General features: G+C 41.1%; 9 protein-coding genes. 3 read left to right on the plus strand and 6 right to left on the minus strand.

The annotated features are described in order from the left end of the window. The first annotated feature begins 278 nt into the window (after positions 1-278). Entirely contained in the window at positions 279-2,006 is a 1,728-nt protein-coding gene (locus tag IM450_RS22150) for an ABC transporter ATP-binding protein (protein ID WP_002803615.1), read from the plus strand. A gap of 538 nt (positions 2,007-2,544) precedes the next feature. Here IM450_RS22150 and IM450_RS22155 read toward each other — a convergent pair. The 5 genes from IM450_RS22155 to IM450_RS22175 all read right to left on the minus strand — a co-directional run bounded on the left by IM450_RS22155 (position 2,545) and on the right by IM450_RS22175 (position 9,925). Further along, a complete protein-coding gene (locus IM450_RS22155; protein ID WP_002803614.1) occupies positions 2,545-3,492 on the minus strand; it encodes an NAD-dependent epimerase/dehydratase family protein in 948 nt (315 codons plus the stop codon). Between the two features lie 419 nt (positions 3,493-3,911). After that, positions 3,912-4,976, minus strand: a complete 1,065-nt coding sequence (gene hemE, locus IM450_RS22160) for a uroporphyrinogen decarboxylase (protein ID WP_149973305.1) — start codon at positions 4,974-4,976, stop codon at positions 3,912-3,914. 80 nt (positions 4,977-5,056) lie between these two features. Further along, entirely contained in the window at positions 5,057-7,285 is a 2,229-nt protein-coding gene (locus IM450_RS22165; protein ID WP_287669088.1) for a heavy metal translocating P-type ATPase, read from the minus strand. Positions 7,286-7,468: 183 nt separating this feature from the next. Beyond that, entirely contained in the window at positions 7,469-8,671 is a 1,203-nt protein-coding gene (locus IM450_RS22170; RefSeq protein WP_287669091.1) for an S-layer homology domain-containing protein, read from the minus strand. A gap of 30 nt (positions 8,672-8,701) precedes the next feature. Next, positions 8,702-9,925, minus strand: a complete 1,224-nt coding sequence (locus tag IM450_RS22175) for an NAD(P)/FAD-dependent oxidoreductase (protein WP_287669094.1) — start codon at positions 9,923-9,925, stop codon at positions 8,702-8,704. 374 nt (positions 9,926-10,299) lie between these two features. Here IM450_RS22175 and IM450_RS22180 point away from each other — a divergent pair, with 374 nt between their 5' ends. Then, entirely contained in the window at positions 10,300-11,487 is a 1,188-nt protein-coding gene (locus IM450_RS22180) for a glycosyltransferase (RefSeq protein ID WP_287669097.1), read from the plus strand. 243 nt (positions 11,488-11,730) lie between these two features. Here IM450_RS22180 and IM450_RS22185 read toward each other — a convergent pair whose 3' ends face one another. Next, positions 11,731-11,892 (minus strand): hypothetical protein, encoded by a 162-nt coding sequence (locus tag IM450_RS22185; RefSeq protein ID WP_287669099.1) that lies wholly within the window; start codon positions 11,890-11,892, stop codon positions 11,731-11,733. Positions 11,893-12,167: 275 nt separating this feature from the next. Here IM450_RS22185 and IM450_RS22190 point away from each other — a divergent pair, with 275 nt between their 5' ends. Continuing rightward, positions 12,168-12,374 (plus strand): hypothetical protein, encoded by a 207-nt coding sequence (locus IM450_RS22190; RefSeq protein ID WP_272082739.1) that lies wholly within the window; start codon positions 12,168-12,170, stop codon positions 12,372-12,374. Positions 12,375-12,579 lie beyond the last annotated feature (205 nt).

The raw sequence follows: 12,579 nt of genomic DNA on the forward strand, positions 1-12,579 counted from the left end.
AACAGTAAACAGTAAACAGTAAACAGTAAACAGTAAACAGTAAACAGTAAACAGTAAACAGTAAACAGTAAACAGTAAACAGTAAACAGTAAACAGTAAACAGTAAACAGTAAACAGTGAAAAGACAGTAGGAAACTTCTATTTAATACTGCTCACTTAAAACTTAAAACTTAAAACTTAAATCTGATAACTGATAACTGATAACTGATAACTGATAACTGTCTCAACTAGCAAATTAATTTTGCAGGAATACTTATATTTAAAGGCGCTAAATTATTTTGAAATCTCGCTCTAGTTATTGGAACCTCATTCCCTATCTCCGTCCCCAAACCCAAACAATTATTTTGGCGTTTATCTGTACGATCGGATTTACGGTATTTTGGCCGATTTTAGCTTGGTTAGCTGGACAAATGGCCAGATATATCGGTGAGGGAAATGTGCAAGCATTGGCCACACTTTCGGGGGTGGGGGCAGTGGTTTTTTTACTGCGGGGAATGTCTCAGTATGGACAAGATTCCCTGATGGCGAAAGCTTCTTTAAAAATTGCTCTCGAATTAAGAAAAAAAGTTTATGCTCACCTGCAAACCCTCGGTTTAAATTACTTTGAAACGGCCAAAACTGGTGATTTATCCTATCGTTTAACGGAAGATATCGATCGCATTGGGGAAGTAATTAACAAATTTTTCCATGATTTTATCCCCTCAGCCTTACAGTTAATTGTCGTCTTTGCCTATATGTTTATTGTTAACTGGCAATTGACGATCGCTGTCATTATTATCGCTCCTTTGTTAGGAGTTTTGGTGGGATTTTTTGGTGAAAAATTATTACAATATGCTCGTCGCGCTCAGGCGAAAATATCTAATCTTTCTTCGTTATTAACCGAAGTTTTTGGCGGTATTCGTGTGGTGCAAGCTTTCGCAGCTGAAGATTATCAAACCGAGCTTTTTGCTCAAGAAGCGGAGGAAAATCGCCGCGCTCAATACCTATCAGAATCCACCAAAGCTTTACAATACGTCGTGGTGGGATTTTTGCAAGCGATGGGAGTTATCTTTTTATTCTTCCTTGCGGGTTGGCAAATTTCCCAAAAGAATTTAACTGGTGTTGACTTTGTTAGCTATGTGGCAGCGGTGGCAATGTTAATCGATCCCATCGCCCATATTACCAGTAATTATAATCAATTTAAACAGGGTCAAGCCTCCATGGATCGGATTTTTGAATTGTTAGCTATTTTGCCAACAATTACCGAAAAACCGAATGCGATCAATCTGCCACTCCATAGCAAAGAAGTTGAATATTGTCAAGTAAATTTTTCTTACAATGAGGACAGACAGGTTTTAAAAAATATTAATTTTACTGCACACGCTGGCGAAATGATTGCTTTAGTGGGAGCATCGGGAGCGGGAAAAACCACTTTAGTTAATCTTTTATTGCGTTTTTATGACCCCACTTCTGGCAAGATTTTAATCGATGGGGTGGATATTCGTGATGTGACTTTAAAAAGTCTCCGGCGACAAATTGGCGTAGTTTTACAGGAAAATATTCTCTTTTCTGGTACTATAGCCCAAAATATCGCTTTTGGCCAGGGAGATTTTAATCTGCAAGAGGTGGAAAAAGCGGCAAAAATTGCCAACGCTCATCAATTTATCGGTGAACTTTCCCAGGGTTACTATACCTATGTGGGAGAAAGGGGTGTTAATTTATCGGGTGGACAAAGACAAAGAATCGCCATCGCGCGAGCGGTTTTATCTAATCCGAGAATTTTAATCTTAGATGAAGCAACTTCAGCGCTCGATTCGGAATCGGAAGCTTTAGTGCAGGAAGCTTTAGAAAGAATTATGACGGAGCGCACGGTATTTGTTATTGCTCACCGATTAGCAACTGTCAGAAAAGCTAACCGTATTTTAGTTTTAGAAAAGGGTGAAATTATTGAGGTGGGTAATCACGAAGAGTTATTAAATCTTAATGGTCGTTACGCTCAATTTCATGCTAGACAATTTCAAGATTAGTCTATTTGGCATTAAGAGTTGGGCATTATTTCTGATTTTATCACTCAAGCCAAGCTTTTGGGGGGTAGAATCCCCCAAGCCCCTAGGGTTGATTCAAGGTAGGGTTGATTCAAGGTAGGGTTGATTCATGAATCAACCCTACCCAAACCCCCCGTTGGGGGTAGAATCCCCCGAACCCCGGAGCGCATTAGTTTTTCGGTGAGATGCTTACACGCAGTTGTTCATATATTTGTACTAATTTAAGAGTCACCGATAGAGCAGTTATCTTAATGGTGAGGTAGGAACTTTTCGTTTTGGGGAGTCAGTCGCGGAATTAGGTGGCTCTCTTATCTTTGTGTGATAACTTATATAGTAGTGATCGATCTTTGTGTCCTTTGTGTCTCTGTGGTTCGTTCCACTCACTCGCCGGCAACACTGTATCTTAGAATACATTTTACCCACCAAACCTAAGAGAGACATTAGGTTAGACTTCATCTTTAAGGAAACGCTGTAAGTATCCAGACAGAATTAATTATAGATATTTTTCTGTTCCCTCTACTTAGGGTTTTTTTCGGGGAATTCCTCGCAGGGTTAAAACATCATCGAGGGTGGAACAATAGTTTTTTAAACCAAAATCGTCAGGAGTATAGGTTTTAATGTGGGTGAAGTGGCGATAATTCATGGCAAAACGGTCCCATGCTTCCATCTGCAAGTTAAAAACTTTGATAAAAAAGTTAGCAATAGTTAAAGATAAAGGAATGCGAAAATAGATTTTTTTGTTTAAATAAGTACAGATTTCCTCCACTGCTTGGTTAGCTGTTGTGCGTTGATTGCCTAGAACAATTTTACTTTCTGGTGCGGGATTTTCGATTAAATAATTCACCACTTGAGCTATATCTTTGGCATGGATAAAATGAAAACTGCCATCAGCTTGAAACCAACGCACTAAACCGATATATTTCAACACATCCGGTAAACCGCCATAGATATGAGAATAGGGTTTATTTTCGTCACCACCTAAGACAAAAGTGGGGTATAAAGTGATAATTTTATCGGCGATTTCTAGGTCAGTAAATTTACTATAACAAATATATTTAGTGCGGATATAATTAGTTCCTATCTCCCCAGCTTCGGGTAAAGGTTGATTATTTTGATTGAGAATACTGGCAGTAGAAAAATAGAGGACTTTCTCGCAGATTTGAGCATCTAAATAACTAATTAATTCTAGGGTTTTTACCACATTAATCTGATAACTTTCCTCCTCTCCTCCCCAACTGGTAGCGATTAAAACCGCTATATTCATTGTTTTTAAAAGCTCGGCATATACCCCAATATTTTCCATATCGCCTAAAAGTATATGAACATTTGATCGCCCTTGGTAAGTAAATTTTAACTTCTCGGCATTACGCACTAAAAAATATAATTCATAGTCGGGATTTTCCAGTAAAATTTCGGCGATATAATGCCCAATACAGCCACTCACACCCGTTAGAAATATTTTTTTCATTATTTTAATTGATCCAGCAGAATTTAGGGGACAGTGTGAAAGTAAAAAGTGAGTCACGGGTTCGGATTTTGGAGAGCTGCATCTAAACTTTGCAGAAATATCAAAAATGAGTAATGGTCAGTGACTCTTAAATTATTACAAATATATCAGCAGCTGCGTGTAAGCATCCCACAAAAAAACTAATGCGCGGGGGGTTCGGGGGAGGCGCTTCGTCCCCCGACGGGGGGTTTGGGGGGTAGAACCCCCCAAGAGTCTGGATTGGAAACAAACAACCTAGAAAGCACAGTTTTTTAACAGAAGTTATCAGAGAATCCCAACTTAGTAGATTTTAAATTATGGGATGCACTCTTAGGTGTTGGGTGTTACAGACGATTTCCTTACCTCCTAACCCCTATTCCCTAAACCTTGATCACAACATCCTAGGCGTGAACTGCTAATAATTGATCCGCTTGTTTAGCAGTTTCAAAGAAGAAACGCACGTTATCTTCAGGAGTTCCCACCAAAACACCATGACCTAAATTAAGAATATGACCTTGATTGCCCGCTTTACGAATAGTATCAAGAATCCGCTCGCGAATAAAGGACTGGGAACCGAATAAAACCCCCGGATCGATATTACCTTGAACCATCATCGATTTACCTAAACGCTGTCTCGCTTCCGCCATATCGACGGTCCAATCGACGCTAATAATATCAACCCCCGATTTACCCATTCTTTCCAAAACGCCGGCGCTGCCACTAATGTAGAGAATTAACGGTGTATCGGGATGGGTTTCTTTCACCAAACGAACTACTTTTTGTTGATAGGGTAAGGCAAAAACATCGTAATCTTGGGGAGTTAATTGACCCGCCCAAGAATCGAACATTTGTACTACTTGCGCCCCACAATCGATTTGATAACGGACATAGGTGGCAATCATATCCGCTAATTTATCTAAAAATTGGTGCAGTACCGAGGGTTCCGAAAAAGCCATCCCTTTAATCACAGAATAACTTTTAGAACCTTTCCCTTCCACTGCGTATGCTGCTAAAGTCCAAGGCGCACCGACAAAACCGAGGACAGTGGATTTATTTCCCACCTCTTGACGCAGGGTTTTTAAAATCGTTTTGATAAAAGGTAAAGACTGATCGGGATCGAGGGGATTAAGTTGGTCCACCTGCGCTTGAGTACGAATGGGAGAATCGATAATCGGCCCCTTACTTTCGATAATATCAAAGGGAATACCAATTCCCGCTAGGGGAGTGAGGATATCGGAGAACATGATCACCCCATCCGGTTGAAAAGCGCGCCAAGGTTGCAGGGAGATTTCGATCGCTAAATCGGCATTTTCCGATCTTTCCCGAAAACTGGGGTATTTATCCCGCAATTCTCGATAAATCTGCATATAACGTCCTGCTTGTCTCATCATCCACACGGGAGGACGGGGTAAGATTTCTCCTTTGGCAGCGCGTAATAAATAAGGTATTTCAGGGGAGTCAGTCATATCAGGATGATTATTCTATTGCCTTTTCTACGGTATCATCCCCCGTACAGCTAATTTTTCTAGTTTTTCCTTAAGAATTGTTAACGAAAATTATTCCCCACCCTGGGGTGAATTCGACGCAATCGCAAGGCATTTGTCACCACGGAAAGGGAACTTAAAGCCATGGCAGCACCGGCAATAATCGGATTGAGCAGAAAAGGATAGAGGACTCCGGCAGCGATGGGAATGGCAATCAGGTTATAAATAAAAGCAAAAAAGAGATTTTCTTTGATATTTCGCATTGTTGCCCGACTTAACTCAATAGCACTCACAATTCCCTGTAAATCTCCCGAAATTAAGGTTATATCACTAGCGGCGATCGCTACATCGGTCCCTGTGCCAATGGCAATACCTAAGTCCGCTTGCGCCAATGCGATCGCATCATTGATGCCATCTCCAACCATGGCGACTATTTTCCCTTTTTTCTGCAAATATTCGATTTTTTCGGCTTTTTCTTGGGGACGGAGTGCGGCAAAAAAGCGCCGGATACCCAACTCGCTGGCGATCGCCTCTGCGGTTTCGAGGTTGTCCCCCGTCATCATCATCACCTCTAAGCCCATTTTTTTGAGCTTGGCGATCACTGAGGAAGAAAAAGGTTTTAAAACGTCGGAAATGGCGATAACCCCCTCTAAACCCCCGTTAACCGCTATCCAAGCCACGGTTTTTTTCTGCCATTCCCAATCGTGGGCGACTTTTTTAAGAACTTTTGTTTCAACTCCTTGACGTTCTAACCATTGTTGTGTACCGATTTGCACGAAATCCGACCCGACTTTTCCCTGCACTCCTGCCCCAGTTATTGAGTCAAATTCGGTTACTTCTAGGGTTTTAATCTGGTTTAACTGCCCATATCTAACTATTGCTTCTCCTAACGGATGTTCAGAATGATTCTCCACCGATACGACTAACTGCAGCAGCGATAATTCCCGTCCATCCCTCACCCCTTCCCGAGTCAAGAAGTCCGTCACCGTTGGTTTCCCCTGGGTGAGAGTTCCCGTTTTATCTAGAACAATAGTAGTAATGCCCTGGGCTAATTCTAAACTTTCGGCATTTTTAATTAAAATTCCCTGTTTTGCTCCCTGTCCTGTTCCCACCATAATCGAGGTGGGTGTAGCTAATCCTAGCGCGCAGGGACAAGCGATAATTAGGACTTCCACCATTGTAATCAAAGCGAGGGTGAGATTACCCGTGCGGAGAATCCAAAATAGGAAAGTTATTACCGCAATAATCATCACCACCGGCACAAAATAAGCGGTCACTCGATCGACTAATCTTTGTATAGGTGCTTTTGATGCTTGCGCGGTTTGCACTAATCGGACAATCTGAGCTAAAACCGTATCTTTTCCCACTCGTAACGCTTGCATTTGTAGGCTACCGGTTTTATTAATTGTCGCCCCGATTACCTGTTGATTGATAGTTTTTCGCACGGGTAAACTTTCCCCCGTCACCATCGATTCATCAATGCTAGAACTGCCCTGGATAATTATGCCATCGACGGGAATTTTTTCTCCCGGACGCACTAAAATTATATCTCCTACCTTCACCTCTTCTATTGGTATATCTAGCGTCTGTTCTTCCCTAATTACCCTAGCAGTTTTTGCCTGTAATCCCATTAATTGTTTAATAGCGGCGGCCGTTTCTTTTCTGGCACGTTTTTCAAGGAAACGACCGAGTAAAATCAGAGTAATGACGATAGCTGATGCTTCGTAATAGACATGGGAATTAAACCCCTGTTTTTCGATAAAATCGCTCCCGAAGGTTAAAAACAGGGAATAAAAATAGGCGGCACTGGTTCCCAAAACTACTAAAGTGTCCATGGTGGCAGCGCGGTTTTTAAAGGCTTTCCAAGCATTTTTATAAAAACTTTGACCACACCAAAATTGGACGGGAGTAGCGAGAATTAATTGGAATAAGGGAGCGTGTAACCAGTGGGGAATAAAAGATAGAGATAAACCCGTCATCATCGGCAAAGAACCGATAAAAAGTATAATACTAATAACAATAGCGATCGATAGTTTAGTGAGAAGTTCTTTTTCTGGCCTGGATTCGAGATTAATTTCCGTTATCGGTGTAGCCTGGAAACCAGCATCCCTAACTTTTGCTTGAATAGTGTTAAGATCGGTACGCTTGGGATCATAGTCCACATCCACCTGTTCCATGCCAAAATTAACTTGACATCGAATCACTCCGGGGATAGATTTAATTATCCGTTCGATCGAATCAGCGCAACCAGCGCAACTCATCCCGGCGAGTTTGAGAGTTTGATGGGTCATAATTTTAATAGCAGCGGAAGTCACCAACAAAATCCCCTGCAGCAGAGTTCTATCTCTAGGATAAAATATTCCCCTAGCTGCAGGGTCAAGAATCCTCTGTTAATTTTTCTGAATAGATATGAAGAAATGTCAAAAAGAGTGCTTGTATTTTCCTAACACACCCTTAGTTTTTATGGACAAATTTCAATTAACCCCACTCTGTTGCGTATCTTGACCCTGCAAAGCATCGGCAGCAGAAACACCATCACCCTGAAAACCAAAATACCATAAAGTAGCGGCAGCTTCAGCGCGAGTTACTGGTCTTTTTGGCTGAAATAGGGTAGTAAAACCAAAAACTCGCCGAATATTGGCTTGTTCGGCATTTTGAAAATCGGCATAAAGAGCGCGCACCAGCTGCGGGTTAATTTTATTAGTATCCTGAAAACCCCAAGTATTTTTAATCGTATCAAGATTGGCGCTCGGTAAAGCTTTTCTAATATCTAATGGCACTTTCCACGCGATTAAATCTTCCCGGGTTAAAGGAGCATTGGGACGGAATAAAAGAGTGCTACTATCTCCCGTTAAAGGAGAGGGAATTAACCCTGCTTCCGCTAATCCTTGAATATAAATATAATCGGGATCGTTATTTTTAACATCACTAAAAGCTGGGGAACTATTGGGAGTAGCTAAACGGATTTGTTTACCCGCTACATTGGCATAAATGGCATTATTAGCCTGTAACAACCAGCGAGCAAATTCTCGGCGCGTTATTGTATCATTAGGGTTAAACTGATTGTTATTACCTGTTAATACTCCTAATCTAGCTAAGTCTTGAATGTGGCTTTTTAAGGGATTAGGTAAGGATTCGAGATCGTTAAAACTGGTGGGATTAAGATTGGGTAAGGGGGAAGAAATGGGGGAGGGACTAGGGGAAGCAATCGGGGTTCCCGTTGGACGATAATCGAGGCTATATTCGGTATTGGGAGAAGTAGCAGTTATGGTGATAGTTAATTCTAAATTATCTCGACGGGCCGTTAGGGTACTATTGACTCCTTCCCCAGAAAAGGGAGTGATAATTTCCCAATTATTATTAACTAATTCCTGTTGATAAAAAGCCTCGATCGCATTGCTGGGATCGTTGGATTGCCACCGGGTTTGCCCACCGGTATTATCAGGATTTGTCTGCACGGATAATAATTCTGATTGACTATATCGAGGAATTTCTGCGGGAAAATTTGCGGGTAATTGCTGGTTATTAGGAGAGTTTTCTGGTATGGGATTTGTTTGTAGATTAGGATCGGCAGCCAGACGATTTTCTAGGGCAGGATTGCCACTACAGGCTCCTAAAATGCCCAGCAGGGTGATCATTGTACTGTAGCGAATAAACTTACTCACGGTCTTTACCAATATTGTTTCCTTAGCTTTATCCTAGCTTATTTATCTGGGGTTTTGACTAGGGAAAATTGTGCGCCACCATTGACGTAATTTCCCCAGCAGAAATCCTCCTAACCCTTTTGTGTATTTTTCAAATTTGTAGTAAAATAAAATGTCGATTATATCCTGTGTGGCAAGATACTTGAGATAGGATACTCCTTGATCTATACGCACATCACTATATTCTAAATAAACTTTGCGACTGAGGCGATCGGATAAATTCCATTTTGGTTGAAAATATTCTTGCATCCTCTGTTGATAAGGGGCAAAACTACTCGATTTTCCCTGTAAATATTCTTCCATGTATTGACAAGCAATTTCGGCTCCTTTCATAGCATAGCGAATACCTTCCCCTCCTAAAAAGTTAACCGTAGAAACAGCATCACCAATCGCTATAATATTCGGTTCTTGATAATAAATATCTTGCAGATTGAGCGAATATTCTAAAATAGAACCATGTATGTCGATTATATCATATTTAGAGAGATTCATGTAGGTTTGAATAATTTGTGTAATATAACTTTTTAAAGGCTTAACTTCATCAATATAAGGATGTTCTCCCTCTAACCAAGCCGCTCCTATTTTTAATTGCTGATTATCCATAGGAAAAATCCAGCCATAACCTTTAGGACTCCATTTATGACCGAGAAAAAATACTAAACTATCTTGATATTTCTGATAATCTACTTCTGGCACAGCAATTAAATATTCAATTCCTACCCCCTTTAAAAAATCAGGTTTTTCTCGTCTATGTTTATACATAACTGCTCTAGCGTATCCCGTGGCATCAACCAATAAACGAGTAGTAACTGTCTCAATTTCCTCTCCTTTTGATTTCAAGAAAACAGTTAGCTGATCCTCCATCTGTTGATATTTCAGATAACGACAACCTAAACGAACTTCTCCCCCCCAACGCAGCACTTCCGCCGCTAAAAACTCTCGCAATTTGGCAAAATCAAAAACTACCCCTAAAGGTTGCGCTGATGACCAAAAATGATGTATGCTAGTGGAGATAATTTCGATATTTTTCCAAAACCTAGCCACTACGGTTTCGGGGAGATTGAATTGTTCTAAAATTTCTAGGGGAGAAGCGGCACTAGAAAAGTTATTATCTTGCCAACTAGAATGTTGTTCCACTAAAAGAACACGATAACCTTTTTCACTTAATAATCTACCACAGTGACCTCCCGCCGGTCCACCCCCAATAATTACGACATCATAATCCATGATTTACTCCCTCGCCTAATCTTGCTAACTTGCTTTTATTTTACCCTAATTTGCCCTCTGTTAAACCCCAAACTGGTTAAGCTGTTGTGCATCTAAACTTGATAAGTAGCTGATTATAATTAAATTAAAAATGGATTTTAGGTTCGATCCCCCCCGCCCCCCTTGATAAGGGGGGTGCCGATAGGCGGGGGGATCCCCCTTGATAAGGGGGGTGCCGATAGGCGGGGGGATCCCCCTTAATAAGGGGGGTGCCGATAGGCGGGGGGATCCCCCCTGCCCCCCCTTGATAAGGGGGGTGTCTGACAACTTTTAACACCTACCTACTTACTCTTTTTAACCTGTTCCCTATTCTCTCATCGAAAGCTGACTATCTTATGACATTTTTCTTATTATTAGTTACTTCCCTATCGCTGATAATTTGGTTATATTTAATCTTAGCCAGGGGACAATTTTGGCTATCTAACCAAAAAATTAATCCTGTCACTTCTCCTTTAAAAAATTATCCAAAAGTCTCGGCAATTATCCCAGCGAGAAACGAAGCCGACGTTTTACCTATCAGTTTAACCTCCCTTTTTAACCAAGATTATCAAGGAGAATTTTCCATTATTTTAATTGATGATCAAAGCAGTGATGGCACGGGAAAAGTTGCTCAAGAAATTGCTGATAAATATCATAAATCTGGACAAATAACTATTATTTATGGACAACCTTTAGAGATAGGATGGACGGGTAAATTATGGGCAATGAAACAGGGAATAACAGAGGCTACCGAGAAATTTGCCCCCGATTATTTTCTCTTCACCGATGCCGATATTGCCCACGCAGCAGATAATTTAACCCAATTAGTCACTAAAGCAGTACAGGAAAAACAAGCTTTAGTTTCCCTGATGGTGTTGCTACGCTGTGACAGTTTTTGGGAAAAATTTCTTATTCCTGCCTTTGTTTTTTTCTTCGAGAAACTCTATCCTTTTGCCCTAGTTAATAATCCTAATTCCCCGATAGCAGCCGCCGCTGGGGGTTGCATTTTAATTCGCCGAGATATCCTAGAAAAGATTGGCGGTATTGAGATTCTTAAACAAGCTTTAATTGATGATTGTTCCTTGGCAATTGCAGTTAAAAAATATCTGCAAAATCACCCCGAAAATAGCGAGAAATCCATCTGGTTAGGATTAACAAAAAGCACCTATAGTCTCCGTCCCTATCCCGATTTAGCCAGCATTTGGAATATGGTAGCCCGCACCGCCTTCACACAACTAAATTACTCAATACTTTGGTTAATCGGCACAATTTTCGGGATGTTTTTAACCTATTTAGCCGCCCCCTTGGGTTTAATCTGGGGATTGGTCTTAAAAGAAACATCAATTATTATAATTAGCACCGTCACCTTATTACTAATCGCCCTCTCCTATAGCCCGACTTTAAGGCTATATAAATTATCCCCCCTGCGGGCTTTAACTTTACCCCTAATTGCCCTCTTTTATAGTTTAATGACCGTCGATTCTGCCCTGCGTTATTGGCGCGGCCAAGGGGGAGGTTGGAAAGGGCGAGTTTATCCTAATTAGGGTCTGCTGAATAATAGTAAAACCCTTTTAAAATAGGTCTTTTGACCTGTTAAAATCTGATGTTAGTGCAAGAAAATAGTAACTGAAAAAGTCCACTAAATTCTAATGCTTCCTCGATCAAGTCATAGCATCCGCTTAAATATGGGTCTGATTCAAATTCGTAAAAAGCCGCGATCCCATTGCCGTTGTTGATGGCAAAAGAGTATTTATTTTGATCGCTTGGGCATATATACACATCGATATTTAGTAGGTGGCGGGGATAGCTTTTTTTCGCTTCTGTGCCGTTGCCAGAGATTTTTTTACTTGTTCCGTTTGCCGTTGGTGGCCGCAGTGATCGCAGTAAATGTTAAGGCTTTCGAGGCTTTTTCGGTAAATTTCTGAGGATTGGCATTGTGGGCAGTTCATGATTTTTGCGCTTGGGTTAGTGGGATTATTTGATCGAGTTAGGGAATCGATCGAGTCATTCGATGGTTTGGTTTTTTGGGGGTGGGTGGGTGGGGTCTTTATAATAGGATTACCACCGATTAGGCTCTTGTTAGATGTCCGGTTCGGTGGCTCTTCATTTGCCCTCACTTTGCCCTTGAGTTGATAAGATTTATTATAGCACGTCAGCAAGGAATAATCGACATTTTCTTTAGCCGTGTTAGCATGGAATGTGTTAAAGATTTTCAGGTAAAAATATGGCTGGTAAAGGAGTCCCTAAAGGTACGGTTCACAATCCCAAGGGGATCAATCAATATCCTGGGATTCGCTCTAAAAAGACGATCGCCGTTCGCCTTCTTAAGGAGCATGATCCGCTTATCCGGGGGAAGGCTGAGAGGGAAGGCAAAACGATCGCCGCTATCATTGATGAGGCGATCGCTCTTTATCTGTCGGTTAATCCCTAGCAAAAATCCCCACCGTTGGGGGTGGGGATTTGCGAGATTTTTATTAGACATCTCCAAAAATTTATAAGTCAGTCACAGCAAGGAAGACAGGCAGATTAGACCAAGAGTCAAAATTAGCTCTAAAAACCGATTAATCAGGGTTTTAAGAGACAAAATCGAATTTTGACGGAAAACTATGGCTAATTATAACGTCAATTACTTCCCC

It is taken from the genome of Microcystis sp. M083S1, from assembly GCF_020246405.1.
Taxonomy (GTDB): domain Bacteria; phylum Cyanobacteriota; class Cyanobacteriia; order Cyanobacteriales; family Microcystaceae; genus Microcystis; species Microcystis aeruginosa_C.

Coding starts and splice junctions, on each gene's coding strand:
- IM450_RS22155 (WP_002803614.1), bottom strand. CDS start 3,492: ATGAAAAAAATATTTCTAACGGGTGTGAGTGGCTGTATTGGGCATTAT.
- hemE (WP_149973305.1), bottom strand. CDS start 4,976: ATGACTGACTCCCCTGAAATACCTTATTTATTACGCGCTGCCAAAGGA.
- IM450_RS22185 (WP_287669099.1), bottom strand. CDS start 11,892: ATGAACTGCCCACAATGCCAATCCTCAGAAATTTACCGAAAAAGCCTC.
- IM450_RS22165 (WP_287669088.1), bottom strand. CDS start 7,285: ATGACCCATCAAACTCTCAAACTCGCCGGGATGAGTTGCGCTGGTTGC.
- IM450_RS22175 (WP_287669094.1), bottom strand. CDS start 9,925: ATGGATTATGATGTCGTAATTATTGGGGGTGGACCGGCGGGAGGTCAC.
- IM450_RS22180 (WP_287669097.1), top strand. CDS start 10,300: ATGACATTTTTCTTATTATTAGTTACTTCCCTATCGCTGATAATTTGG.
- IM450_RS22190 (WP_272082739.1), top strand. CDS start 12,168: ATGGCTGGTAAAGGAGTCCCTAAAGGTACGGTTCACAATCCCAAGGGG.